Source organism: Alteromonas sp. C1M14, from assembly GCF_018860965.1.
In the GTDB taxonomy this organism is placed as follows: domain Bacteria; phylum Pseudomonadota; class Gammaproteobacteria; order Enterobacterales; family Alteromonadaceae; genus Alteromonas.
On sequence record NZ_JAHKQF010000011.1, the window covers coordinates 246,427 to 273,271 of the forward strand.

26 protein-coding genes and 1 tRNA gene are annotated in these 26,845 nt (G+C 46.2%); 21 read left to right on the forward strand and 6 right to left on the reverse strand.

What is annotated here, in order from left to right; genetic code table 11:
- Positions 1-65 precede the first annotated feature (65 nt).
- Complete coding sequence (locus KO501_RS10625; RefSeq protein WP_216029647.1) at positions 66-1,022, reverse strand: hypothetical protein; 957 nt, start codon at positions 1,020-1,022, stop codon at positions 66-68.
- A gap of 187 nt (positions 1,023-1,209) precedes the next feature.
- Between KO501_RS10625 and tatA the strand changes: the two genes are divergently transcribed.
- Genes tatA through hemB form a run of 7 tightly spaced genes read left to right on the forward strand, consistent with a single transcriptional unit; the run spans position 1,210 to position 6,804 of the window.
- Entirely contained in the window at positions 1,210-1,449 is a 240-nt protein-coding gene (tatA, locus tag KO501_RS10630) for a Sec-independent protein translocase subunit TatA (RefSeq protein ID WP_216029648.1), read from the forward strand.
- Positions 1,449-1,748, forward strand: a complete 300-nt coding sequence (gene tatB, locus KO501_RS10635; RefSeq protein WP_216029649.1) for a Sec-independent protein translocase protein TatB — start codon at positions 1,449-1,451, stop codon at positions 1,746-1,748. The genes tatA and tatB overlap by 1 nt, the downstream gene beginning before the upstream one ends.
- Positions 1,749-2,549, forward strand: coding sequence for a twin-arginine translocase subunit TatC (tatC, locus tag KO501_RS10640; RefSeq protein WP_216029650.1), 801 nt, complete (start codon positions 1,749-1,751; stop codon positions 2,547-2,549). It begins immediately after the preceding gene.
- A gap of 9 nt (positions 2,550-2,558) precedes the next feature.
- Positions 2,559-3,122, forward strand: coding sequence for a hypothetical protein (locus KO501_RS10645; RefSeq protein ID WP_216029651.1), 564 nt, complete (start codon positions 2,559-2,561; stop codon positions 3,120-3,122).
- Positions 3,123-3,902, forward strand: coding sequence for a TatD family hydrolase (locus KO501_RS10650; RefSeq protein WP_216029652.1), 780 nt, complete (start codon positions 3,123-3,125; stop codon positions 3,900-3,902). It begins immediately after the preceding gene.
- 8 nt (positions 3,903-3,910) lie between these two features.
- On the forward strand, positions 3,911-5,809 hold the full coding sequence (locus KO501_RS10655; protein WP_216029653.1) for a diguanylate cyclase: 1,899 nt from the start codon (positions 3,911-3,913) through the stop codon (positions 5,807-5,809).
- Positions 5,806-6,804, forward strand: a complete 999-nt coding sequence (hemB, locus tag KO501_RS10660; RefSeq protein WP_216029654.1) for a porphobilinogen synthase — start codon at positions 5,806-5,808, stop codon at positions 6,802-6,804. Before KO501_RS10655 ends, hemB begins: the two co-directional genes overlap by 4 nt.
- On the opposite strand, the gene KO501_RS10665 is transcribed toward hemB, so the two are convergent.
- Both KO501_RS10665 and rhlB read right to left on the reverse strand, forming a co-directional pair.
- The gene (locus KO501_RS10665; protein ID WP_216029655.1) at positions 6,790-8,301 is read right to left on the reverse strand and encodes a guanosine-5'-triphosphate,3'-diphosphate pyrophosphatase; all 1,512 of its coding nucleotides are present in this window, start codon (positions 8,299-8,301) and stop codon (positions 6,790-6,792) included. The genes hemB and KO501_RS10665 overlap by 15 nt on opposite strands.
- An 8-nt stretch (positions 8,302-8,309) precedes the next feature.
- On the reverse strand, positions 8,310-9,593 hold the full coding sequence (gene rhlB, locus KO501_RS10670) for an ATP-dependent RNA helicase RhlB (RefSeq protein WP_216029656.1): 1,284 nt from the start codon (positions 9,591-9,593) through the stop codon (positions 8,310-8,312).
- Positions 9,594-9,693: 100 nt separating this feature from the next.
- Between rhlB and trxA (KO501_RS10675) the strand changes: the two genes are divergently transcribed.
- The 5 genes from trxA (KO501_RS10675) to KO501_RS10695 all read left to right on the forward strand — a co-directional run bounded on the left by trxA (KO501_RS10675) (position 9,694) and on the right by KO501_RS10695 (position 17,252).
- Complete coding sequence (gene trxA / locus KO501_RS10675) at positions 9,694-10,020, forward strand: thioredoxin TrxA (RefSeq protein ID WP_216029657.1); 327 nt, start codon at positions 9,694-9,696, stop codon at positions 10,018-10,020.
- A 129-nt stretch (positions 10,021-10,149) separates the two neighbouring features.
- On the forward strand, positions 10,150-11,451 hold the full coding sequence (gene yegQ / locus KO501_RS10680; protein WP_216029658.1) for a tRNA 5-hydroxyuridine modification protein YegQ: 1,302 nt from the start codon (positions 10,150-10,152) through the stop codon (positions 11,449-11,451).
- A gap of 222 nt (positions 11,452-11,673) precedes the next feature.
- On the forward strand, positions 11,674-12,939 hold the full coding sequence (gene rho, locus KO501_RS10685) for a transcription termination factor Rho (RefSeq protein WP_216029659.1): 1,266 nt from the start codon (positions 11,674-11,676) through the stop codon (positions 12,937-12,939).
- A 178-nt stretch (positions 12,940-13,117) separates the two neighbouring features.
- A complete protein-coding gene (locus KO501_RS10690; RefSeq protein ID WP_216029660.1) occupies positions 13,118-14,413 on the forward strand; it encodes an amidohydrolase in 1,296 nt (431 codons plus the stop codon).
- Positions 14,414-14,447: 34 nt separating this feature from the next.
- Positions 14,448-17,252, forward strand: a complete 2,805-nt coding sequence (locus KO501_RS10695; RefSeq protein ID WP_216029661.1) for a hybrid sensor histidine kinase/response regulator — start codon at positions 14,448-14,450, stop codon at positions 17,250-17,252.
- On the opposite strand, the gene nhaA is transcribed toward KO501_RS10695, so the two are convergent.
- Positions 17,231-18,478 (reverse strand): Na+/H+ antiporter NhaA, encoded by a 1,248-nt coding sequence (nhaA, locus tag KO501_RS10700; RefSeq protein ID WP_216029662.1) that lies wholly within the window; start codon positions 18,476-18,478, stop codon positions 17,231-17,233. The two genes, KO501_RS10695 and nhaA, sit on opposite strands and share 22 nt — an antisense overlap.
- Before the next feature lie 4 nt (positions 18,479-18,482).
- The gene (locus tag KO501_RS10705) at positions 18,483-19,361 is read right to left on the reverse strand and encodes a LysR family transcriptional regulator (RefSeq protein ID WP_216029663.1); all 879 of its coding nucleotides are present in this window, start codon (positions 19,359-19,361) and stop codon (positions 18,483-18,485) included.
- Positions 19,362-19,572: 211 nt separating this feature from the next.
- Between KO501_RS10705 and purE the strand changes: the two genes are divergently transcribed.
- From purE to trxA (KO501_RS10740), 7 genes are all read left to right on the forward strand, one after another.
- Positions 19,573-20,064: a 5-(carboxyamino)imidazole ribonucleotide mutase gene (gene purE, locus KO501_RS10710; protein ID WP_216029664.1), complete on the forward strand. Its 492-nt coding sequence runs from the start codon at positions 19,573-19,575 to the stop codon at positions 20,062-20,064.
- Positions 20,061-21,206 (forward strand): 5-(carboxyamino)imidazole ribonucleotide synthase, encoded by a 1,146-nt coding sequence (locus KO501_RS10715; RefSeq protein WP_216029665.1) that lies wholly within the window; start codon positions 20,061-20,063, stop codon positions 21,204-21,206. Before purE ends, KO501_RS10715 begins: the two co-directional genes overlap by 4 nt.
- Before the next feature lie 61 nt (positions 21,207-21,267).
- Positions 21,268-21,343 (forward strand) — tRNA-Thr (locus tag KO501_RS10720).
- A gap of 125 nt (positions 21,344-21,468) precedes the next feature.
- Positions 21,469-21,936: a copper chaperone PCu(A)C gene (locus KO501_RS10725; RefSeq protein WP_354667824.1), complete on the forward strand. Its 468-nt coding sequence runs from the start codon at positions 21,469-21,471 to the stop codon at positions 21,934-21,936.
- A gap of 98 nt (positions 21,937-22,034) precedes the next feature.
- Positions 22,035-22,508 carry a Dps family protein gene (locus tag KO501_RS10730; protein ID WP_216029666.1) on the forward strand — a complete coding sequence of 158 codons (474 nt, stop codon included), beginning with the start codon at positions 22,035-22,037 and terminating at the stop codon, positions 22,506-22,508.
- Between the two features lie 10 nt (positions 22,509-22,518).
- Positions 22,519-23,622, forward strand: a complete 1,104-nt coding sequence (locus tag KO501_RS10735; protein ID WP_252728331.1) for a PQQ-dependent sugar dehydrogenase — start codon at positions 22,519-22,521, stop codon at positions 23,620-23,622.
- A 71-nt stretch (positions 23,623-23,693) separates the two neighbouring features.
- On the forward strand, positions 23,694-24,554 hold the full coding sequence (trxA, locus tag KO501_RS10740; RefSeq protein ID WP_216029668.1) for a thioredoxin: 861 nt from the start codon (positions 23,694-23,696) through the stop codon (positions 24,552-24,554).
- 3 nt (positions 24,555-24,557) lie between these two features.
- On the opposite strand, the gene KO501_RS10745 is transcribed toward trxA (KO501_RS10740), so the two are convergent.
- Entirely contained in the window at positions 24,558-24,983 is a 426-nt protein-coding gene (locus KO501_RS10745; RefSeq protein WP_216029669.1) for a hypothetical protein, read from the reverse strand.
- 193 nt (positions 24,984-25,176) lie between these two features.
- Between KO501_RS10745 and KO501_RS10750 the strand changes: the two genes are divergently transcribed.
- Together KO501_RS10750 and KO501_RS10755 are read left to right on the forward strand one after the other, a co-directional pair.
- The gene (locus KO501_RS10750) at positions 25,177-25,359 is read left to right on the forward strand and encodes a DUF2065 domain-containing protein (protein ID WP_216029670.1); all 183 of its coding nucleotides are present in this window, start codon (positions 25,177-25,179) and stop codon (positions 25,357-25,359) included.
- A 123-nt stretch (positions 25,360-25,482) separates the two neighbouring features.
- Positions 25,483-26,781: an adenylosuccinate synthase gene (locus tag KO501_RS10755; RefSeq protein WP_216029671.1), complete on the forward strand. Its 1,299-nt coding sequence runs from the start codon at positions 25,483-25,485 to the stop codon at positions 26,779-26,781.
- Positions 26,782-26,845 lie beyond the last annotated feature (64 nt).

Consider the following 26,845-nt stretch of genomic DNA (forward strand, 5'->3'; position numbering starts at 1 on the left):
ACATAGCATCAGCCCCTTATATTGATAAACCTCCATTTGCAGTTAGTCTGCAATTGGAGGTTTTTTTATGAGCCATTTCCGTAGTAGGCCTCTATCCGTAGCGCTACGCCCCAAGACGGTTTGAAGTCTTCTTCTCGTAACCATAGAACAAAAGGTTCAACTTCATAAAATAGCCAATTTCTCGTGGGGTTGGTACGAAAGCGAAAACTGGTGTAAACCTCGGTCAAGGCACGGCTCGGTTGCTGGGTACCTTCGGTAAATAACGTATAAATGGCCGCTGAAGTAGGGGTTAAAGGCTGCAAGTATTGTAGTTCGTGACGCCATAACCATTCATTTTTATCATCCCGATAGTAGTACCGGTTGTTAAAACGAAAAACATGTTCGGATTGACTTAGGTATTGCACCGTTGCGCCGATCTCAGCCCCTAATTTGTCCCGATTGTAATAATACAGTTCGGTATCGTAAAACAGGGATAAAGTGTCAGACAGGGGCGCCGTATCCTGAAAGCGCGCTTTCCCATAAATTTGTCCTCGGCGTCCGGTGCCTAAACGATAAGACAACCGGGCATTTTCACTTGCTTGGTAACGCAGCGCGATGGTGGTATTGTCTCTATTGCCTTGGATGGGCGCTCGCGCTGCTTTTATGGTGTTTTGATTGTCATTGTCTTCGTTATCGCTTAATACTAAATCTACCCGATTTTCCAGTGCTGGTAATTTAACACGTACGCGAAAACGTAAATCAACTTCGCTCAAATCTCGACTTCGTGGTTCCCATCCTAAGCTTACGCGACCTTCCGCCCGTGCATCACGATAAGCGTCGCTACCTTCAATAGCAAAAAAGCTGTCTAACTGACGGGCGGTGTAATCCATAGATTGGGTTAAATTTTGTTGCCAGCTATCAAACCAGAGCTTACGTTCTGGTTCGCTGTGAATTGGCGCTGTGACCGGGCGCGCTTCCCGCTGGATCTGATATTGCTCGTTTGTCGGCATGGCAATGCACAACAAAAATAAAATACATGACATAAGCAATAAGTCTGTAACCTCATCATGGAATACTCTTAGGATGTATCCATACGCAGCACAGGTCAAAGGAAAATAGAAAATTTGAATGTACTGCAATTTTGACATTCATAAGCACAATAGAAAATAATGTGGTGAAAGCTCGGGCAGGCAGTGGCATACTGTATGTCTTGATGTAAAGGAGATTTATATGGGCGGTATCAGCATCTGGCAATTACTTATTGTTTTAGTAATTGTTGTTCTTTTATTCGGTACGAAAAGACTGAAAAGCATTGGCTCTGATTTAGGCGGTGCTGTTAAAGGGTTCAAAAAAGCTATCACAGAAGAAGAGGCAGATGCCGAATTTTCTGACGATAAGCGGGTTGAAACCAAACAGAATAAGCAATCTGTAGAAGCCGAATCTAAGGCAGACGTTAAAGAAAAATCCTGATGTTTGACATTGGTTTTTGGGAAATTCTGGTCATTGGAGTGCTTGCCCTGCTGATTTTGGGTCCTGAGCGGTTACCCGGGGCATTGCGTTCGACCATCAATACTGTTCGAAGTGTGCGGAATATGGCCACAGGATTCAAACAGGAAGTTGAGCATCAACTGCGGGTTCATGAACTTCACGAAAACTTAAAAAAAGCCGAGGATCAAGGTTTAAAAGATATCTCTCCAGAACTTAAAGAGAGTGTCGATGAACTTAAAGACGCGGCAAAATCGGTACAAGAACCTTATAAAAAGAAGTAAATGTCAGACGCAAATTCATTAATATCACATTTAATCGAGCTGCGAGGCCGGGTTTTAAAAGCGCTGGCCAGTGTGCTCCTCGTTTTCTTATGTCTGGCGTATTTCGCTCAGGATCTTTACCAGATATTGGCAAAGCCTCTGTTGCAATCCATGCCGGAAAACACGTCTATGATTGCAACGGATGTGGCCTCGCCTTTCTTTGCTCCCTTTAAACTCACATTGGTACTGTCGTTTTTCATTGCCATTCCCTATGTGTTGTATCAGGTGTGGGCATTTGTGGCTCCGGGTTTATATAAAAACGAAAAGCGACTCGTGGCGCCGTTATTGTTCTCCAGCACCATGCTTTTTTATGCGGGTATGGCGTTCGCTTACTTTGTTGTGTTTCCCATCGCGTTTGCCTTTTTCAACAGTGTTGCTCCTGAAGGGGTAACTGTAAGCACGGATATTTCCAGTTACCTAAATTTCGTGTTGAAGCTATTTTTTGCTTTTGGTGTTTCCTTTGAAATACCCATTGCAATTATTTTGCTGTGTTGGACCGGCGTTACCGATGCCAAATCGCTACGAGCAAAGCGTCCTTATGTGGTGGTAGGTGCCTTCATAATGGGTATGCTATTAACCCCCCCAGACGTGATTTCGCAAACTCTACTGGCCATTCCTATGTGGTTTTTATTTGAAGTAGGGGTGATTGTCGGTGGCTTTTATGCCGGCAAGAAAGAGGACGATAGCGAAGAAAATGACATTTCCGGTTCGGTGCCATCACAAATTAGTGATTTGGCCACCAATAATAAAGATGATGAATAAGGAACAATAATGAAGTATGCAATCTCTGTTGCCGGGCTAACCTTGTTTTTAGCGCTGTCGGCAAGTGCTCAGGCTGAAACCGTTTCTGATGCATTACAAGAATGTAGCAACGAACCAAACGATCTCAAACGTTTGATGTGTTTTGATGCCCTTACCGAGTCGATGAATATTTATGCCAATGCCGATCAGTCGGTAGCAGAAGCTGCGAGTGAACGGCCAAAACCAATGCCGGTTCAAGCACCTCAAGCCCCCGAAGTGGCAGCGACAGTGTCTACCCCCGCGCCAGCGCCCCAGACTGCAGTGGCAGACGATTTTGGCTTAGAAGCTAAGCGTCAAGCAGAAGAAAACCTACCTAAAGTATTGTCTGCGATGGTAACGGAAGTGACTTCCTCACCCCGGGGCGATGCTATTATCACCCTCGATAACGGCATGGTTTGGCGCGAGAATGACAAAAGTTCCCGTTTAAAGGTAAGTAAAGGCGACAGTATTACCATTGAACGTGGTGTACTTGGGTCGTTTTACCTTGGCCGCAGCGGTAAGAACAGCCGCATGGCTGTATATCGAATAAAATAGGTGAAGTGGTTTGACGCTGGAGTCAATCTGCTTGATAAGCGATTGGACGCAGCAGCGATAATTGCACGGGCCGAAGATGCCGGCGTTAAACGTGTTTGCGTCATTACGACCCATCCCGATGAGTGGGATGATGCGGCTGAGTTATTTGCACGCTACCCCCATGCTCTTTGCTATACGGTTGGCTGTCATCCTCATAATGCTAAAGTAATGACCGACTCTGCTTTTACTGTTTTAGAGCAACATTTGTCATCACCTGGAGTGGTGGCAGTGGGTGAATGCGGTCTCGATTTTAACCGTGACTTCTCTGCTCGTGATGTGCAAGAAGCCGTGTTTAAACGTCAGTTAGACTTAGCCGTAAAGCATAAAAAACCCGTGTACCTTCATGAGCGTGATGCATTGACGCTACAGTTAGCATGTCTCGATGCAGTGGCCAATGACTTAGTGGGTGGTATTAGCCACTGTTTTACCGGCGATGCAGAGGCAATGAAAGCATATATTTCCCGTGGCTTATATATCGGTATCACAGGTTGGTTGTGTGATCCTAAGCGGGGGGAGGCGCTTCGTCATGCTGTCCAGTCCTTACCGTTAGAGCGGCTCATTATGGAAACCGACGCCCCCTATCTTTTTCCTAAGCATCATAAGCCTAAATCAAAAAACAACGAGCCTGCGTTCTTACCCTCTATAGGCGGTTACCTTGCTGAAATATTGCAATTAACACCACAACAGATTGCACAGATCAGCTATGCTAATACTTGCAGGTTATTTGGACTGATCGAGTAGGGGAACCGATGATACTCAATGCGGATATAGTACGCCGTTTTGATAAATGGCTGGTGGTTATCTGCCTGCTTATGCTCGTTTTTTTTGCCTACGTCATGCATATAAATATGGCTACAGGGCATTCCCAGCCCTATTTAAGTGAAGTGAAGTATGCCAACAGCCAACTCGAATCGTTCTCTATCTCCCGATTAGATGACAGCCTGGATGTGCCGTGGATCACCGTGGCTAACCCTATTAATCTTGGCATACAACAGGGGCAGCACTGGATTTACTTTCACTTACCCGAGGGCAGCGATACCGATGATCCCAGTTTACTTGAAGTTGCCTATCCACTCCTCGACCAAGTCACGGCGTATTTTTTTACTGACCATCAGGCCTTACCCATACATATCGCCGTTTCTGGTGATAGCACCGTATTTCATAATCGAGAAATTCAACTTCCTTCTATCGTTTTTCCCATACCATCGGTTCAAAGCGATATATATGTGATTCTAAAGGTTGTCACGAGTGGGCCGGTGAAAATTCCATTAAAGGTGTGGAAAACCTCGGAGTTTGTTGCTTACAGCGCAGAGTTAAATCTTACCATCGGCTGTTTTTACGGTTTCTTATTAGCCATTTGCTTGAGTACATTTTTCTTATTTTTGACCACCCGTAGAAGCGTGTTTGTGTTTTATTCCGCCTATGTCTTTTGCTTGTTAGTCACGCTAGTCACCTTGGCAGGATTACTACACGCTTATATTGGCATTGAGAAGCTGGGGTTCGAGCAACACGTAATTGCAGTTTGGGCTAATGCCGCCGTGTTTTTTGTCATTCTTTTTACTCGGTTACTGTTTAACCTAAAACACGAATACAAAAAACTTGATGGTTACCTTAAAGCCGCGGCCTTGGTGTGTATTGGTAGCATGATTATCAGCATGTTTTTGCCCCACCACATATTAATGGGCGCCTTCTTGTTTTTGTTGTCCAGTGTTGTGCTGACCACTTTTACCGTTATTTGTTGGTTAGCCTTAAAAGGGATTACCATTGCCCGCTACTATTGTTTGGCGTGGTCATTTTTGCTGGTTAGTGCGATTATTGCCATCCTTGACTACTTTGGCGTGATTACCACATCCATTCCAATACACTACCTGCTTATGGTCGGGGCCACCATGGAAACCTTGCTATTGACCTATGTGGTCGCCATTGGCTACAGCCAGCATCGAGAGCAATTGTATGCGTCTAACCAAAAAGCATTAGTACAAGAACGGGCGGTGCTGTCGGCCCAAGAAGACCTGATGACCATGCAGCAGCAATATCAGGACGAATTAGAGTACAAGGTGCAAGAACGCACGCTGGAATTAGAAATTGCCTTACGGGAGCTGTCTGAGGCGAATCAAGAACTCGAACGATTAAACAGTATCGACTCGCTTACCGGGATCCGTAACCGTCGTTATTTCGATAAACGTTTGCTTGCGGAAGGGCGTCGTAGTCGCAGAGAGAAGAGCGCGTTAAGTTTAGCCATGTTAGATATCGACCACTTTAAACAAATCAATGATAGATATGGGCACAGTGCCGGTGACGCATGTATCTGCCACGTAGCCACACTATTGCAACAGGTGCTGAAGCGTTCTTGTGATGACGTTTGTCGTTACGGTGGTGAGGAATTCGGGGTAATACTTCCTAATACAGATTTAGAAGGTGCGCGCACAGTCATAGAGACCATGCGCCAGAAAGTAGAAAATACGCCTGTCATTGTTGACGGGGAAGGCATTCAAATGACATTGAGTGCGGGGGTTTCTTCTGTTGTCGTGACCGCGCAAGATCAAGAAACTATATTATTTAAACATGCAGACAGCTTGTTGTACCGAGCCAAGCAATCTGGTCGCAATAAGGTTGTTGCAGAACATTACACGGGAATAGCATCATGACTTTTTCTTCTTATCCCACCAAACGCATGCGTAGGTTACGTCGTAATCATGCCTTAAGAGATATGGTTGCAGAAAACCAGTTGACGGCAAAAGATCTTATTTATCCGGTTTTCGTTTTACCGGGTGAAAATCAGCGCGAAGCCGTGCCTTCCATGCCAGGGATTGAACGGGTATCCATTGACTTACTGCTAAAGCAGGCAGAATCACTATTGAAGCTGGGGGTACCGGCTATCGCGTTATTTCCTGTGACGCCAGCCAATCTTAAAACCGAGTGTGCAAAAGAAGCTTACAGTGCAAATGGCGTGGCCCAGCAAGCAACCCGCGCACTCAAAGCGGCATTTCCTGAACTGATGGTGATCACCGACGTGGCGCTCGATCCCTTTACCTCTCACGGTCAAGATGGCCTAATCGACAGCCACGGGTATGTGATGAATGATCCCACCGTGGACGTCTTGGTTAAACAAGCCTTATCGCACGTGGAGGCGGGGGCTGATATCGTGGCGCCTTCGGACATGATGGACGGTCGCATTGGCGCAATACGCCGTACGCTGGAGCAGCAAGGCCACCCAAATGCCTGTATTATGGCCTATTCTGCGAAATACGCGTCCAGCTACTATGGGCCATTCAGAGATGCCCTTGGCACCGCGGCCAATATTAAAGGTGGCGATAAAAAGACCTATCAAATGGACCCGGCGAACAGTGATGAAGCCATTCATGAAATCGAACAGGATCTTGAAGAGGGCGCTGATATGGTGATGGTAAAACCGGGTATGCCTTATTTAGATATTGTCAGACGCTGTAAATCAGAACTCAAGGTGCCTACTTTTGCCTATCAGGTCAGTGGAGAGTATGCCATGCACAAGGCCGCTTTTAACAACGGCTGGTTGAATGAGGACGCAGTGATATTAGAGTCTCTTTTAGCCTTTAAGCGGGCAGGGGCTGATGGCATATTAACGTATTTTGCCCCTCAGGCGGCGGCATTACTGGCAGACTAGCTTCCAACTCACGCGGTGCTGTAGCCATGTCTCGTTAGCCAGTTCCGCGTTAATCAAAGGGTGAGCATTGAGCCACCCTTTAGGAAAAGTGAGGGTCCAGACATCATCGCTTACGGTAAGCTCCACATCAGGAATATGCTTGTTTTGCCGACGCAAACATAACACCACCGCAATGCGAAGTACCCGTAATAGGTTTTCCAACATGGGGCGAACTTCTTCATGATAGTGGGCAAACAATTCGGGCTTAATACTCATGCGATGACACTGTACCAGATCTCGGATGGCGCCCCGTTGCAGTTTGGTGTAGCCGGGTAAATCAATATAGGTAAGAATATACGCCCCATGTTCATGGTGCTTTTTATATTCGATATGCAAACCAATTTCATGCAGTATCGCAGCTGCCCCTAACACCGCTTCGGTATCAAGGTGACACAAGGTAGTTTGAGCACAGAGTTGATGACACAAACGAAGTGCTAGCCCTCTCACCGATTCAGCATGATGCTGATCAATGTGATAGCGTTTCATGGTTTGATTGAGCGTTTGCGTACGCCGGTCATTTTCTTGTAGGTTATCGAGCATGCCGTAAATCAGGCCTTCCCGTAATGCGCCACCTGAGATATTCATATCACGAATATGCAGGCGTTCGAACAGGGAAATAAGAATGGCTAGACCGCTAGGGAAAATGGCCTTTCGAGACGCTTCCAGTCCTTTTATATCAAGGTTGTCGATATGTGCGCTGGCCACACACTGATCCCGAAGTGAATACAGATAATCTAAACGGATGGCATCGCTGATCCCTTGTGCCACTAAAATTTCAGTGATGGCCTGTGGGGTACCTGATGCACCTAAACAGTTATGCCAATCGAAACACAAGAAGGTATCTGCCACATTATCAAGTAACGTATTTGCTTGAGCTTGGGCGGTGGCAAAGTTTTGCGCGCTAATTTGGCCATTAGGAAAAAAGCGTTCCATAAAGGTCACGCAGCCCATATCGGTACTCACTAAGTGAATGGGATGCATATCATTACCAATGATAATTTCAGTACTGGCACCACCGATATCAATGACCAAGGTATTACCCTGGTTGGCCGAAGTATAAGCCACGCCTAAATAAATTTGTCGGGCTTCTTCTTTACCACTAATGACTTCAAGTTTATGGCCAAGAATGGTTTCGGCTTTTTGAATAAAGGTATGGGCATTGGTGGCAAGCCGCAGCGTGGCCGTGGCCACTACCTTGATGTTAGAACGGGGAATGTCTTGTAAGCGCTCGGAAAAGGTTTGCAGGCACTGCCAACCTCTTTGCATACTTTCATCATCCAGTTCCATCTGCTCAGTTAAGCCAGCAGCCAGGCGGACTTTTTGTTTTACTTTACCGATGATTTGTACGCTGCCGTTAACGACATGCACCACCACCATATGAAAGCTGTTGGAACCTAAGTCCACGGCTGCATAATATTCGCCCTGAATGACTGTATTATGTTGACGTACTGGCTGCATAGAACTCTTTATTTCGATGGTTTTCTATTATGGTGGCTATTACCGCGACCTTTTCCTCGCCGTGACGCATTGCGATTACTCGGGGCTCTTCTGCGTCGAGGCTTAGGCGGGGTAACGTCGTCTAACAGTGCACTGCGATCAAAATCTGTTACCGGAATGGTATGCTGAATATATTCCTCAATGGCAGGCAGATTCTGGGCATACTTTTCACAGGCAAAACTAATGGCTTGGCCACTTTGTCCAGCTCGTCCGGTTCGACCGATACGGTGTACGTAATCTTCCGCATCATCGGGTAGGTCGTAATTAAACACGTGAGTGACTTTATCAATATGTAGGCCTCTAGCCGCCACATCTGTAGCCACCAGAATATCCAGATTTTTCTTAGTAAAGTCTTCCAGTATGGACAGGCGTTTTTTCTGCGGTACATCACCACTGAGCAAACCAACCCGATGACCGTCTGCCATTAGCCAGTCGGCAACACGTTCGCAGCCACTTTTGGTATTGGCAAATACAATGGCTCTATCGGGCCATTCTTCTTCCAATAGCGTCAACAGCAGAAGCATCTTGTCTTCATCCGATGGATAAAACAGTTCTTCGGATACCCGGGTGGCTGTCATGCGTTCAGGTTCTACCTGAACATGGGTTGGGTTGTTCATATGCTCGTACGCTAACTCTTGCACTCGGTAACTTAACGTGGCCGAGAAGAGCATGCTTAAACGCTCAGTCGCCGCAGGCATGCGGCGGAATAAAAAGCGAATATCTTTAATAAACCCAAGATCAAACATGCGATCGGCTTCATCAAGTACTGCCACCTGAATATTAGCCAAGGAAAATACGCCTTGCTTGTAGTAATCTAGAATACGGCCGGTGGTACCAATCATAATGTCGACACCTTCTTCTAAGGTGTCACGTTGACTTTGGTATCCTTCACCCCCATATATCAGACCAAGTGACAGTCCGGTATGCTCGCTGAGTAGCTTGGCATCATTGTAGATTTGAACTGCAAGTTCACGGGTAGGCGCCATGATAATGGCACGGGGTCCGGCTTTTTGACCATTTTCATTTTGCGATTTTTCCAACAGGTAGTGGAAAGTTGCCGCAAGAAATGCGATGGTCTTGCCGGTACCGGTTTGTGCCTGACCTGCAATATCCAGCCCTTCTAGAAGGGGTGGCAATGCAAGCGCCTGAATGGGCGTACAGTGCGTGAAGTTTGCTGATTTTAATGCTTCAATAACCTTAGGGTTAATCGGCAAATCTGAAAAATGTGTTTCTGTTAAATGTGTTGTTTGCATAGCTTATAGCTTATCTGTGCTTGCATTAAAAAACGGTTTCTTATAACACTAATGGTAAAGCTGAGACAAATCAGCAGCAGACCAAATATTGGAGAAAAGAATGAGCGACAAAATTATCAAGTTAACTGACGACAAATTTGAAGCAGATGTTATCAATGCTGCTGGTCCTGTGCTGGTTGACTTTTGGGCCGAATGGTGTGGCCCCTGTAAAATGATCGCACCGATTCTTGAAGAAGTTGCGACCGAGTTTGAAGGCAAATTAACAGTTGGCAAGTTGAATGTCGATGAAAATAATGAAACGCCACCCAAATATGGTATTCGTGGCATCCCCACATTGCTGTTATTTAAAAACGGTAATGTTGCTGCAACGAAAGTTGGTGCCCTGTCAAAAACACAGTTAAGTGAGTTCTTAAACGAAAACCTTTAACCGGTTACCTTCCGAACAACAAAAACTGTCACCTAAGGTGGCAGTTTTTTTATTTTTGTTGATCAAGATTAAGCATACCTTACTGCGCTGCTGCTAGCATCCTGCTTTTTTCGTTGTAAAGGTTTCAGAATGAAAAAGCCGGAGTGTTTGTCGCCTGCAGGGTCGATCAAAAATATGCAATATGCGCTAGCGTACGGGGCTGACGCCGTCTATGCAGGGCAACCTCGCTATTCTTTGCGGGTTAGAAACAATGAATTTACGTTAGCAAAACTGGCCGAAGCCAGAACAATCACGCAGGCATTAAAGCGAAAACTTTACATTGTGAATAACATTGCGCCTCACAATAGTAAGCTTAACACCTTCTTAACCGATCTAGCGCCAGTGGCTGCGTTGAAGCCGGATGCCATGATCATGTCCGACCCTGGAGTGATTATGCTAACCCGTGAACATTTTCCTGATCTGCCTATTCATCTGTCGGTTCAAGCCAATACGGTGAACTGGGCAAGTGTCCAGTTTTGGCAACAACAGGGGATCAAGCGCGTTATTTTATCCCGTGAGCTTGGTCTTAATGAAATCGCTGAGATCAGACAGCGCTGCCCAGATATCGAATTAGAGGTGTTTGTGCACGGCGCGTTGTGTATGGCCTATTCTGGGCGCTGTTTGTTATCAGGCTATATTAATAAACGGGATGCTAACCAAGGTGCTTGTACCAACGCTTGTCGTTGGCAATACAAGGTGGCGCCGGCGAAAGAAAACGAAGTAGGACAGTTTGTACCTGAACCAACACTCGGGCAGGGGGAAGCTACCGCTCAAGCTTACTTGCTGCAAGAGCCACAAAAACCCGATGAATTAATGCCTGCATTTGAAGATGAACATGGCACCTACATCATGAACTCTAGGGATCTTCGCGCTGTAGAGCATGTGCACAAACTGGTTGAAATCGGTGTGGATTCACTTAAAATCGAGGGCAGAACTAAGTCATTTTACTATTGTGCTCGTACTGCTCAAGTGTACCGTCAAGCCATTGATGATGCAGTTAGCGGCAAGTCCTTCGATCCTACCCTGAGTGATCAATTAGCGCATCTTGCAAACCGAGGCTACACTGAAGGCTTTTTAAACCGACATCGGCACGATGCCTACCAGCAATATGACCGAGGGGAGTCTAAAAGTACATCCCGTCAACTTGTCGGCGAGGTAATAGGGCAAACGACAAAAGGGCTTAAGGTGGCGGTAAAAAACCGTTTTCAAGTGGGTGATACCCTTGAAATCATGACACCGGCACATAACTATATGGAACGGGTAACCGCGCTATACAGCGATAAAGAAAGCGCAATTTCTGTGGCGCCTGGAAGCGGTTATGAGGTCATTCTTCCTATCGCGGCGAAAATCGATGGGACTTATGGAATTGTGACCCGTGTCTTGCCCTCTTAAACTGACTTTTTACAGTGCCGAAGGCATAATTTAAATATTTTTTAACATTTAGTGGGAAAAAAGTAGACGTTGATAGATTATGGTGCTAACGTTTCTGTATTAGCTCTATACGCGATCCGCGTTCTGCTTCCGCCTCACCTAGGCGAAACTCAATTCCAACTATTTTTTTTAATTAGGGACTAACGTCCCGTAAGCGAATTTCAAGCACAAAGACCCACCAGTATGAATTTAACCGAACTGAAGAATAAACCGATTAGCGAGTTGGTCGCTCTGGCCGAACAAATGGGCCTGGAAAATATGGCTCGCGCCAGAAAACAAGACATTATCTTTTCTATCTTGAAGAACCACGCCAAAGGCGGTGAGGATATCTTCGGCGATGGTGTTTTGGAAATACTGCAGGATGGCTTTGGCTTTCTGCGTTCAGCTGATTCCTCTTACCTAGCTGGTCCAGATGACATTTATGTCTCTCCCAGTCAAATTCGACGATTCAATCTTCGCACAGGCGATACTATCGCAGGCAAGATTAGGCCACCTAAAGACAGCGAACGTTACTTCGCACTTTTAAAAATCCGTGAAGTCAATTTCGACAAGCCAGAAAACTCCCGTAATAAAATCCTCTTTGAAAACCTTACTCCTCTACACGCTGCCGATCGCATGCGCATGGAGCGTGGTAATGGTTCAACAGAGGACATTACGGCACGTGTCCTGGATTTGGCATCACCCATTGGTAAAGGTCAGCGTGGCTTAATCGTTGCGCCGCCTAAAGCCGGTAAAACCCTATTGCTGCAAAACATCGCTCAGTCCATTGCCGCCAATCATCCTGATTGTGAATTAATGGTATTGCTGATTGACGAGCGGCCAGAAGAAGTGACCGAAATGCATCGTTTGGTGCAGGGCGAAGTGGTGGCATCAACCTTTGATGAACCCGCTAGCCGTCACGTACAAGTTGCCGAGATGGTTATCGAGAAAGCCAAACGCTTGGTTGAGCACAAAAAAGATGTGGTTATCTTACTTGACTCCATTACCCGTCTTGCCCGTGCCTACAACACCGTTATTCCTTCGTCAGGTAAAGTCCTGACCGGTGGTGTGGACGCGAACGCATTGCATAAACCGAAGCGATTCTTTGGTGCAGCCCGAAATGTTGAGGAAGGCGGAAGTCTTACCATCATTGCTACTGCGCTTATCGATACTGGCTCTAAAATGGATGAAGTTATCTATGAAGAGTTTAAAGGTACCGGTAACATGGAGCTTCACCTGAACCGTAAAATCGCTGAAAAGCGGGTTTTCCCTGCCATCGACTTTAATCGTTCGGGTACCCGTCGTGAAGAATTACTGACATCCCAAGAAGAACTACAGAAAATGTGGATCTTGCGTAAAATTGTGCACGAAATGTCAGAAATTGACGCCATGGAGTTTTTAATTAATAAACTATCCATGACGAAAACCAATAATGAGTTTTTTGATGCGATGAAGCGACAGCGTAATTAATACGGGTGTCGTAATGAGAAATGAAAAGCGGGTTGCTCATCAACCCGCTTTTTTGTGCCAACGGCATTAGACTAAAGTCTAGATTTGCCGGTCTCAGGCCCAATATTAGTAAGCATTTCTTTCAAATAAATGTGGTTTGGGATAGGGTTAACGCCATATATTTCAGGGAATAAGAATAATGCGTAAAAGCCTCCTTCCAATTGTTACCTTACTGTTATTTTCCTCTGCTTCAAAGGCAAATTCATCGGTAGATGCATTGGCCGATAGTATTGAACCAGAAGTCATAAAATGGCGTCATCATTTCCATCAGCACCCTGAGTTGTCTAATCGTGAATACGAAACGGCAAAATACATCGAAAAATATGTACGTTCCTTAGGCTTGGAAGTGGAAACCGGCGTTGCGTCTACCGGTGTTGTGGCAATATTGGATACGGGAAAGCCAGGGCCCGTGGTAGCGCTTCGCGCAGATATGGATGCTTTACCTGTACCGGAAGAAAATGATTTGCCTTGGCGCTCGCAAGTCCAAGGTGAATATGACGGTAAAACAGTGCCGGTTATGCACGCCTGTGGCCACGATACCCATATGGCTATGCTAATGGGCGCGGCAAAAATTCTCACCGAAATGAAAGGCGAATTAACCGGTAAAGTGAAGTTTATCTTTCAGCCTGCAGAAGAAGGCGCGCCTCCTGGCGAAGTTGGCGGGGCGGAAGTCATGGTGAAAGAAGGGGTGCTTAAAAACCCAGATGTAGACGTGATATTTGGTTTACATATTAGCTCTAATTTAGATATCAACAAGGTGAGTTATAAGCCGGGCGGTGCGATGGCAGCGGTTGATCCGTTTAAAATTGTTATCCATGGCGAGCAAGCACATGGCGCTTACCCTTGGAAAAGTGTCGATCCTATTGTTACTGCGGCGCAAATGGTCATGGCGTTACAAACCATTGTTAGTCGAGAAATTAAACTGATTGACGATGCCGCGGTGGTTACCGTTGGTGCTATTCATGGCGGAAATCGTTCTAATATCATTCCCCGGGAAGTGGAACTGGTAGGAACCATACGAACGCTGGATAAAGATGCCCGAGCGCATATGTATGAAGCTATGGAGCGTAAAGTCAAAGGCATCGCACAAAGTATGGGAGCGACAGCTGATTTGACCTTACCGTTGGATTACAGTTATCCCATCACCTTTAATGATCCTGATCTCACCGCACAGATGTTGCCTACTTTGCAACGTACTGCGGGGCAGGAAAATGCGGTGTTGGCTAAAGCCGTAACCGGCGCTGAAGATTTTTCTTTTTTCCAAGAAAAAGTCCCTGGCTTGTTTCTTTGGGTAGGTGGAAAACCCTTAGATGTGGCTGAAGAGGACTCACCGGCTCATCATACTCCCGATTTCTATGTCGACGATGCCGGTATGAAGCTGGGTGTGAAATTGCTCACCAATTTAACCCTCGATTACATGAATCAAGGGAACTAAATGGTTGCTTTATTAATGGAAAACGTTTGAGATAATGCGTCAAAATTCAATTGGTTGGATCCTACTACTTACGGTAGTGGGATGTAGCCTTAACTTTATTCCCAAACCGTTTCTTAGCGAAGGCCTAACCTTGTTCGGCCTACCTGTGGCTATGCTGGTGGCGCTGCTTTTTTCGCCGGCGTGGGCCATTCCCGCAATATGCCTGATCCTTGCCCCTTCTCTGTATCAATATGGTGTATCTGTACCAGTGCTGCTTCTGACAGCATTGCCTTTGGCTTTCTCACTATATGGGTATAAACGTCACCTGCGCCAACCATTAAAGATTGGGCTGGGCTATTTCACCCTCGTCGCCGTGCCGGTGTTACTTATTGACTATGGTGTGCGCTTTTCTGGCATGTCTTTAGCCGTTATTTCAGCCGCTTCCATTACTTGGCTGGGCGCGGTGATGAGTGTGCTGATTGCACATCTTATTTATCTTTTTATTATCCTGCGTTTTCAGCCCCAGCAAGTCGCGGGCAAAATTAATTTTAAACACCTATTAGCATATTGTTTTTGTGGCCTGTTCTTTGTGTCAGTGTTCACGGTGAGCTATGCGTTTATCCATCAGCACCAAAGTAAACAAAAAGCGCAAATCGACAGCTATATGCGTCAACGAACGTTTGTTTTAAGTGAGCAAATTGGTGATTTTTTAACTGAAAACCAAGATGCCATCAGCTTAGCAGCTAAAAACTTGTCTCTATTGGATGCATCGTTAAGCGAAGATACCCCTGCCATCGGTGAAGTGATGGCTTCGCTGGCGCAATACAGCCCAGAATTTCTTACGTTTTTGACGACCAATGAACAAGGCATCATTACCCACGCTTGGCCGTTAGCATTAATGGAGCAAGTTAAACGTTCAGGTATGTTAGATTTGTCTGAGCGAGCCTATTTTAAAAATGTGATGGATTCTCATCAACGCTACTTGTCTGATGCTTTTAGAGGCCGAGGTTTTGGGCAAGAGCCGATTGTTGCTGTGTCGTCGCCGGTGGTGGACCAGTATGGCAAAGTGCGGGGGGTCCTAGAAGGCTCTCTATCACTGAAAACCTTCAGTCAGTTCGATGGGCAAAACATTGGCGGTTTTCGGATGCTCATTGAAGATAGTGAAGGGCGGGTGGTTTACGCGTCATCTTCACTAGGTATTCATTCATTAACCACACTTGAACTACCGGATTGTGCAGCAAAAACCTGCGAAGATCTGGTTCAATACAAAGGTAAAAGTTGGTTCTTACAAAGTGCGCTCATTCAGCCATATGATTGGAAAGTGCGCTTTTTCTTTGACTATAAATCCTTTCTTGCACTAACGAACGCTTCGGTGATCACCGTTTTGCAGCTTATTTTGCTGTTTGCTTGTTTTGGCGTCGGTGTGGGCTATATGTTGTCTCGTTTCTTAAGCGAACCCTTAAAGCGGCTTATTAGACAATTTGAGGTCTTTAACCCGCAGACTACACGTCGGGTTGAAGGGGCTTCTAATTATTTTGCTATTGGGGAATTAGCGGCCCTTGAAAAGTCCTTTGAATCACTTCAACAGCGCCTGATTGCGGCCTTTGCAGAATTAGACGCATCACGTGTTGAAGAAAAGCGATTAAACCAGGAGCTAAATACCCTCAATACCTCGTTAGAATCTCGCATTGAAAACAAAACGCGGTCGCTGGCCGAAGCGTTAAAAGAATCCGAAGCAGCAGGGGTAGCAAAATCCCAGTTTTTAGCCAATATGTCCCATGAAATTCGCACTCCCATGAATGGCATCATCGGGTCTTGTGAAAACCTCATGGACGAAGCCTTACCTTATCCGGTAGCCCGTCGTATTAGCATGATTTCTCAATCTGCGGCTAACCTATTGATGATTTTGGACAGTATTTTAGATTGGTCAAAAATTGAAGCCGGTCGAATGCAACTGGATCACTCTGCATTCTCGTTACAGGAGTTAGTGGAGTCCGCTTTTTACTTGCATCAAGATGTAGCAATTAACAAAGGGGTGACTTGCTCCATGACCAACCTCACCGCATTGCCATTGGCGGTAAATGGCGATATGGGCAAGCTGTCGCAGATTGTGAATAATCTATTAAGTAATGCGGTGAAATTTACCCAAGAAGGTGAGATCACCGTTCATGTCAGTTATAGCGACGAAACCTTCACCCTGATGGTGGGAGATACCGGTGTGGGCATAGCAAACGACAAGTTAGAGACTATTTTTGAACAGTTTGCACAGGCTGACACCTCCACAACCCGTTTATATGGTGGAACAGGCTTAGGCCTGGCCATTACCCAAAAGCTGGTGGCGTTGATGGGTGGAACCCTTGAGGTGCAATCTACCTTAGGTGAAGGGACGCGGTTTATTGTAAAGTTACCGTTTACCGTCGCTAAAGTTGATACCCACCTTGACGGCACATCGTTACCGGAATTGCCGGACAATTTGAGAGTGCTGGTTGTTGAAGATAATGACATCAACGCACAAATTGTTTTGGATATGCTTAAAGCGCAAAAGATCCGATGTGTGCGTGTTGCTAACGGTGCAGAAGCGCTAAAAGCCCTTAATCAGATTGCTGTAGATTGTGTACTGATGGATTGTCAGATGCCTGTTATGGATGGGTTTGAAGCGACTAAACGGATAAGAGCTTTACCCGGTAAGTTAAGCTCTTTACCCATTATTGCGCTAACCGCCAATGCCTTTTCAGAAGATCAAGAAGCCTGTCTGAATGCCGGCATGGACGGTTATTTGAGTAAACCGGTAAGGCGCTACCAGCTATTGAATAAGCTGGCAGAGGTGTATTATCGGTCTCAAGGCTCTAACGGTATTTGAGGGTCTTCCACCTTGTCCGGCTTGCTTTTACTGCCCACTAAGAACAGCACCAAGTAACCGAGTAGGGCAGAAACTAATGAGCCCGTTAATATACCGATACGTTCATCAAAAACACGGTTTACCCCAGTGTCTTCAAATGACAGTGAGCCAATAAAGAGGCTCATGGTAAAACCGACTCCACATAACAAGGCACAGCCGTAAATGTGCTTAAACGACAAGTCGTTTGGCAAGCTGGCAAGTTTCAGCTTGACCGCAAGCCAGCTAAAGGCAAATACGCCAGCTTGTTTTCCTACCACTAACCCCATGAAAATACCGAAAGTAACGGGATGGAAGATGCCGTCAGCATTTATTTGACTGAAATCGATACCCGCGTTAGCAAAGGCGAAGATAGGTAAAATAGCAAAGCTGACCGTGCTGTTTAAGCTGTGCTCTAGGTGGGTGACAGGTGAGTAGCCACGGTTTTTGTTATCGCGCATGGGAATGAATGCAGCCAATACAACACCGGCTAACGTAGCATGCACGCCAGATTTCAACATTGCCACCCAAAGTACAATTCCCACAAGAATATAAGCGGGCAGGTCAACCATATTACGCTTATTCATAAGATAGAGCACTGGTAAGCACACTGCGGCCACAACCAGTGCCGTTAGGGTGATATTACTGGTGTAGAAAAGAGCGATAATAACGATGGCACCAATATCATCAATAATGGCGAGGGTGACCAGAAATATTTTTAAACTTGCAGGTACTCGACTTCCTAACAGCGCCATGATGCCAAGGGCAAAGGCGATATCGGTGGCGGCGGGTATGGCCCATCCAGACATGGCGTCTTCGAAACCCCAGGTACAAAACAGGTAAATGGCTACCGGAATGATCATACCTCCAACGGCGCCCGCTGCAGGTAATACAATGTCTTTAGGGTTAGAGAGCTCCCCTTCACACACTTCCCGTTTTAATTCTAGCCCAACGTGGAAGAAAAAGATCGCCATTAAGCCATCGTTTATCCATAGCAGTAAGGCTTTATCGATTGAAAAAGTGCCAGCGGCGATGGTAACTTTCATATCAATGAGCTGATTGTAATACACATTCAGCGGTGTATTGGCAATAATCAGTGCCAGTGCGGTGGCTGCCATTAGGATAATGCCCGCCGCAGAATCACGCTTTAGAAAAAAGTTAACCTCTGAGACGAGGCCATCTAGTACTTTCTCAACTTTTTTTGTTGCCATCTATTTACTCCACATTCAATAGAGCTCGACGAAACGCTTGCGCCGCCAAACTTATCTGTCGATGTTTTACGGTAACAGCTTGCCAGTGGTTCACAAGGGGAAAGTCTGTCACATTTAATATTTTAACGCCATCTTTGGGCGTTTGCGCCAAAGTGTGCTCAGACAGTATGGCTAATCCTAGCCCAGAAGTAACCGCCAGACGAATGGCCTCATTGCTTTCGATGATCATAGGATTATTAAAGGTGATCCCTTTGTCGTCACAATACTCCTGCACGGCACGTCGAGTGCCACTGCCAAATTCCCGCAGTAAAAATTTATATTTGCACAAGGTTTGTAAGTTGCAATTATCCGGACCGTCGTAATCTTGTGGCGCAATCACCACCAGTCGATTTTGCATAAATGGAGTGCACTGCAAGGTTTCATCTTTCGGCGGTTGGCTAAAGATATAAATATCATCGCAATTGTGTTGAAGCCGGTCGATGATGGTGGCTCGATTCCCTACGGTAAAGCGAACATCAATATTAGGGTGATGTTTGCAGAACGGACTCAGTATTGGTGGGATGACATATTTTGCCGTGGTGACCACGGCTAATTTTAGAATCCCAACTTCCACCCCCTGTAAGGCTTGAATTTGACTTTCTAATCGGGACTGAGAGCCCAGCACTTCTTGGGCACACTGATAAACGGCTTCTCCTGCTTCGGTGAGGGTTAACTGACCGTAAGTTTGGACGAATAAGGGCATACCGACGACTGAGCTAAGCTTCTTCAGTTGCAATGACACGGTCGGTTGAGACAGCGAAAGGGCTGTCGACGCTGCGGTGATTGAGCCGTTGTCGACTATACTCTGGAATACCTCCAGAAGGCGGAACGTTAAAGACTGCATGGGGACTCCATGGTATTTGCGCCGTGAATACGCGCCATATAGATGATTGTAAAATATAAGTTTATGCTTTATTTAATTTAATCTAAATAATGCGGCTTGTGTAGGTATTATTGTTTTTTATGCTAAAATCGCGTGCTTTCCGACTTACCGAAAGACAATGTTCAGCCCAAGGGTAAGTTAAATCAGTTTCTCATACTACGGGAGTCATACGATGGCTAAAGTTGCTATTGTCATGGGATCTACGTCTGATTGGCCGACGATGCAAAATGCGGCACAGATGCTTAAATCATTTGGCGTTGAGTTTGAGGCGAAGGTAGTTTCGGCTCATCGCACACCAAACTTATTGGTGGAATTTGCAGAATCAGCACATGAACAAGGGTTCAGTTGCGTGATTGCAGGGGCTGGTGGCGCTGCCCATTTGCCTGGCATGATTGCCGCGCACACCCATCTTCCCGTATTTGGTTGCCCAGTAAAATCTAAAGCGCTTAACGGTATCGATTCGTTGTTGTCCATTGTGCAAATGCCTAAAGGGGTAGCAGTAGGCACCCTCGCCATTGGGGATGCGGGTGCTGCCAATGCCGGTTTACTTGCCGCTCAGGTCGTTGCTTTACAGGATGAATCGGTGCGAGAAGCGGTGATCGCATTTAGGCAAAAACAAACCGAAACGGTACTAAGTAACGGCAATTTGGAGTTAGATGAATGAGAGTTCTGGTTTACGGAGCCGGTCAGCTAGCGCAAATGATGTATCTGGCGGGATGTCCTCTAGGTATTGATGTGCAGGCTGTGGATGTGAACACCGATACCGTTGTGCATCCTGTGAGTAAACGTCCGCTGGATGTTAGCTTGGCCCAAGCGTTGGAAGCCTCTGATGCCTTGACGGTGGAATTTGAGCATGTGCCAGAGCACTTACTCGAAGACGCCAGTAAAACAGATAAATTATTCCCGTCAATGAATGCCATTCTTGTGGGGGCAGACAGAGTTCGGGAAAAGCGTTTACTTGATGCGTTGAATGTTCCCAACGCTGCCCATCAGGTTGTGACCTATACAGATCAACTCGAAGATTGTGTGTCTGCCCTTGGTCATCAACTCATCATTAAGGCCAGCAGAGATGGTTACGATGGTTACGGGCAATGGCGGCTAACCAGTGAAGAACAGTTACCCGAACTAAAGCAAGCCCTGAGCAACCTCGATTTACAAGCCGTGCCGTTGGTCGTGGAGCAAATGGTTGATTTTGAACGTGAGCTGTCATTAATCGGCGTGCGTGATAAAGACGGCGAGATCCAAATGTACCCCTTAGCCGAAAACCTACACCATCAGGGGCAGTTACATGTGTCTGTGGCACCCGCGCCAAATGTGTCGGCTCAGCTGCAACAAAAAGCAGAAGAGATTTTTCGGGTATTGGCCGATGGCATGAACTACGTGGGTGTATTGGCGGTGGAAATGTTCCAGTGCGGCGATAAGCTAATGGTGAATGAATTGGCACCTCGGGTGCATAATTCTGGCCACTGGACCATGACAGGCAGCGACACCAGTCAGTTTGAAAATCACCTCAGAGCGGTGGTGGGCTTGCCTCTTGGTGATACCTCGGCCATAGGGCCAAGTGCCATGGTCAACATTATAGGCTGTAGTAGTTTTTCCCGTGATCTTCTTAAAATTTCCGGTTGCCATCTTCATTGGTACGGAAAAACTGTGCGGGAGAAACGAAAAATGGGCCACATTAATGTGACCGCATCCTCTTACGCTGGGTTAGGTGAAAAGCTCGAAGAGCTTGGTAAGTACGTGCCCGCAGAGTATTTTCCCAAATTAGGGCGAGAAGCAAGGCGGCTCAAGCAAATACAGCCTTGACATCAATGATTTCGCCGTTACAATACGCATCCGCTGTTCGCAGTGTGTTTTAAGAAAGTGTGCCGACTTAGCTCAGTTGGTAGAGCAACTGACTTGTAATCAGTAGGTCGCCAGTTCGACTCCGGCAGTCGGCACCATTTCTTCTCTCCTAGTGTTACCTTTCTGTTTTGGCGTTTAGTTGAAGTAAATCAATCATTCGGCCTTTCATCCCAGCGCGTTTGCTCCTACTATGTGAATATTGTGTAAGTAATGGAGTATACTCGTGCGTTTATCTTTCCCTGTATGCCTGTGTTTAGGGCTGCTATTTGGCGTCTGCACGTCTGCACTGGCACAAGTTAGTGTCAGCGATGGTTGGGCAAGAGCCACATTTCCCATGGCCAAAACGGGGGCCATTTATTTAACTTTATCCAATCAATCAGACAGTAAGTTACACTTGCTTTCTGTTAAAACGCCATCAGATATAGCAAAGGAAGTGCAAATTCACACCACCGAAATGACCGACGGTATGATGCGTATGCGTCAGCTCAAAAATGGCATTGTTATCGCGCCTCATAGTGAACATGAATTTGTTCCTGGTGGTGACCATATTATGCTTATCGGTTTGTCTAAGGGATTAGAAAAAGGTACCCGCATTCCTTTAACGCTGCTGTTTGCCGATGGTGTTGAACACGAAATTAACGTTGAAGTGAAGCATCAAGACAGTGGCATGGGTACCAAGAGTCACCATTAAAAAGGTACTTGCAGAGTAATCCGCAAGTGGCCGCTGATAGTATTATTAGTATAGATTTTAATTTTCCCTATTCGCTATACCTATTAAGGAGTTTCACCATGAGTAACATAGACATTGGTATTTCTGAGAATGATCGTACCGAAATCGCAGAAGGGCTAAAACGTTTGTTAGCCGATTCGTACACGTTGTACCTTCAAACTCACAATTTTCACTGGAATGTGTCAGGTCCACAGTTTCGCGAATTACATTTGATGTTTGAAGAGCATTACACTGAGCTAGCAGAAGCCGTGGATGAAATCGCCGAGCGTATTCGTACCTTGGGTGTTGCCGCACCGGGCACGTACAAAACCTTCTTTGAGTTAAGTTCTATTAAAGAAGTGGAAGGGGTACCCGAAGCGACTGAGATGGTACGCTTGCTTACTGTTGGCCATGAAGCCGTTGTAAAAACCTCCCGTGAAGTACTTAAACTGGCCCAAGAAGCTGACGACGAGTCGTCTGCTGCATTAGTGGGTGATCGCATGCGAGTACATGAAAAAACGGCGTGGATGTTACGCGCAATGTTGCCACAATAAAGGGGCTCTTATGCTGGGATCATGGAAATTACACACGTTATTGTTCGCTTCGATGAGCATGTCTGCGGTGGCTCAGGTCCAGGACGAGGAGATCGCGGTAGAAGTACTTACCGATGAATTGAGTCATCCTTGGAGCATGGCATTTTTACCAGATAACAGCATGGTAATTACAGAACGGTCGGGAAACATTCGTTTTTTCGACCGTCATAACGGCCTTTCTGCGCCATTGAAAAATGTGCCAGAGGTGGCCGCCGTTAATCAAGGCGGCATGCTTGGCGTTGCTGTGGATCCTAACTACGCTGCTAATCAGACCCTCTATTTTTGTTATAGCAAACCTGGAGAAGGCGGAAGCAGTAGCAGTGTGGATAAAGCAACGGTAAAAAATGGCGCATTGATTGACGTACACACCATTTTTACCTCTCGACCTCAAGCTGACAATGGGTTTCACTTTGGTTGTCGCCTAGCGTTTGACAACACAGGTGATCTTTTTATTAGTTTGGGAGATCGCTATAAATTCATGGATGAAGCACAAAATACCAATAACCATCTGGGTACCATTGTGCGTATTCATGCCGACGGTTCGGTTCCCGATGATAACCCGTTTGTACAAGGGGAAGCGCCTGAGGTATACAGTTACGGCCACCGTAACGTACAGGGGCTAACCGTGCATCCTGATACGGGCCAGTTATGGGCAATGGAACACGGGCCTAAAGGGGGCGATGAAGTCAATCTCATTAAAAAAGGTGCCAACTATGGCTGGCCTGAGATTACTTATGGCATTGATTACAGTGGCGATATCATTTCTGATAAAACAGAAATGGCAGGCATGGAGCAACCTATACTTTATTGGGATCCCTCCATTGCGCCAAGTGGTATGGTCTTTTATTCAAAAGACAAATTTCCCCAATGGAAAGGCGATTTATTTGTGGGGTCGCTAAAATTCACCCATTTGCGCCGTATTCATATGCAAGACGGTGTGCCCGGGGAACAGGTTGAATACCTCAAAGATAGAAACGAACGGATCCGCGATGTGATTGAGGGGCCTGAAGGGTATATTTATCTGCTTACCGACATGCCCAAAGGGAAACTCTTGAAATTATCTCCGGCGCAGTAGTTTACCGAGTTGCTTGTATTTCAACGTGAAGTACCCATATTAGTGGGCAAATCGTTTTAAAGGCCTATGTCATGGATAATTTAGTTGCAAATAATACCGTAGATATTACCCCGGAGAACTTTCAACAAGTCATCTTAACCGACTCTCAGGAAAAGGTGGTGTTAATTGATTTCTGGGCAGAGTGGAGTGAGGAATGTAAGTCGGTTTCTCCGTTGCTGGAGAAAATCGCCGCGGAATATGGCGATAGCCTGCTCCTTGCTCGGGTGGATTGTGATGCACAACAAGAGGTGGCGGCGCAATTTGGCATTCGTAGTCTTCCTACAGTGATGGTGATCAAAGATGGCCAGCCAGTAGACGGGTTCGCCGGTGTGCAGCCTGAAGCGCAAATTCGTGAATTACTCGAAAAGCATCTACCAAAGCCTGAAGACGCCCTGTTAGCAAAAGCCGGAGAAGCGATTTACGAAGGTGATTATGCAGCAGCGTTCCCCCATGCAAAGCAAGCTTACGAGCTTAATCAAGATAATATCAACGCCAAGTATATGTACATCGACTGTCTCATAGAAAACGGGTCGGTGGATGCAGCAAAACAGTTACTTGAAACCGTTAAGCTGGTGGATCAAGACTCTCGCTATCAAACATTGGCAGGAAAAATTGAGCTGGCAGAAAAAGCCGCTGATACACCGCAAATACAAGAGCTCACCGCTCAGGTTGAAGCAAACCCGGATAATTTAGAGTTAAAAGTCGAACTTGCAGTGCAATTGCAACAAGCTCATAAGTCTGCTGAAGCGTTAAGTTTGCTGTTTTCTGTGTTGTCGAAGGATCTTAACTTCGGGGATGCGAAAAAATTAATGCTGGATATGATTAATGCGATGCCCGATGGCGATAGCTTGAAATCTGAATACCGTCGAAAGGTATATAGTCTGCTTTATTAGTCGCTATCTTTTGGGGTAGGGAGTAAAGCCGTCTTCTTCCAGCCAGCACAATGCATTTAGGTAGCTACTGAAGTATGCGCGTTCATACTGCGCATTAATGGCTTCTTCCCGCAAATGAGGGTGAGTGCGTTCAAGTTGAGCGCGCTTTACCATTCCCCGTTCCAATACATAAGCAGAACGAACAAGGCCCATTGATATGTTATCTGCAACGGCATTGGTCAATACGTTTTGGCAGTCGGGGGTGGATAACACCCATCTTCTGCCATCCATTATGGCCGCCCAGGGCTTACCGCGAAGAGATTGAGCGACACGATGTATGTCTTCGGCAAAGGCTTCGGCAGTTGCCTTATTCCATGCACCAGTGGCGAATACCTCCAGTAGGTTACCGGATACGTCAAGAGCATAGTGCCCTTGTAGCGGAAATCTCATTAAATATCCTTATCGCCTATTTACCTATACTGGTATAGCAGATTTTTAAGTACTTTGTGACATTTAGTCACTGGTCAAATGTGTTGGGCGGCATTTTGCGGGAAACCGAAGTCTCCGATCAACGATGGCGAAACATTTTCTAAGTGACGAGTGTACTGATAATAATACACTATCAAAAAAGAGAGGAGATTAAATGGACACATTATGGTCGGCGTTAGCAATCGTTTGCATTATTGAGGGCTTAGGGCCGTTGTTTATGCCAAATCGATGGCGATTGTATTTGTTGGCCATTAGTCAGCAGCCAAGCAACCAATTGCGCCAAGTTGGCGGTGTGTTGGTGATTGTCGGTGCAATGAGTTTGTTTTACCTTTTTTAAGCCTCATTGCAGGTGGAAAACCCTATTTTCTGCTGAACCGACGCATTTTTGCACATAAAACAGATGATCACAGGGCCAGATTTTTGGTAGAATCCATGCCTAATTTTTTTACGCATTAGTTTCATGGCAAAGAATGTTGTGGTACTCGGCACTCAATGGGGTGACGAGGGTAAAGGTAAGGTCGTTGACCTGTTAACAGATCGCGCAAAATACGTGGTTCGCTATCAGGGCGGTCACAACGCTGGTCACACACTCGTAATCGACGGTGAAAAAACCGTTCTTCATCTTATTCCTTCCGGTATTCTGCGGGACAACGTTACCTGTATTATTGGTAATGGTGTAGTACTCAGCCCAGAAGCCCTTATGACGGAAATTGGCATGCTCGAAGAGCGTGGCGTACCTGTTCGCGAACGGCTTAAGATAAGCGAAGCGTGCCCGCTAATTCTTCCGTATCATATTGCATTGGATGTTGCCCGGGAAAAAGCCCGTGGCACAAAAGCAATTGGTACAACAGGGCGGGGCATCGGGCCAGCCTACGAAGATAAAGTTGCGCGTCGTGGACTGCGTGTTGGCGATTTATTTAACGCTGAAGATTTTGCCGCTAAGCTTAAGGAAGTGTTAGATGTGCATAACTTCACGTTGACTCAATATTATAACGAGCCAGCGTTGGACTTCGATGAAACCCTTAAGCAGGCACTGTCCGTTGCAGATATACTTAAAGCGATGGTTGTGGATGTGACCGACGAGTTAGATAAAGCAGACAAGGCGGGCTTACCCATCATGTTTGAAGGGGCACAAGGCACGTTGCTAGACATCGACCACGGTACGTATCCTTATGTAACCTCGTCTAACACTACTGTTGGTGGTGTGGCTACCGGTGCAGGTTTTGGCCCGTTAAAATTGGATTACGTGTTGGGTATTGTTAAAGCCTACACTACCCGTGTGGGTTCTGGACCTTTCCCTACTGAGCTTGATTGTGATGTTGGTCAGCACTTAGGCATTAAAGGGCATGAATTTGGTGCCACCACTGGACGTAAACGTCGTACGGGTTGGTTTGATGCGGTAGCCATGAAGCGCGCCGTGCAAATAAACTCCATCACTGGATTTTGCCTAACCAAGCTTGATGTATTAGATGGTTTGGATACATTACACATTTGTACCGGCTATAAAGATGCAGACGGAAATGTAAAAGACGTTCCGCCTATGGCCGCGGATGGCTACGATTTGGTTACGCCTGTGTATGAAGAAATGCCTGGCTGGAGTGGTTCAACCTTTGGTATTACCGATGTTGAAAAGCTCCCGCAAGAAGCGAAAGATTATATTGCCCGTATAGAAGCAATTACCGGGGTTCCGATTGATATTATCTCTACAGGTCCGGATCGAAATGAAACCATGGTTTTACGTCATCCCTTTGATGCCTAAGACCAGCGTAAAAAAAAGCCTGCAATAAGCAGGCTTTTTTTATGTCTGTTCGCCGGGCAGGGAG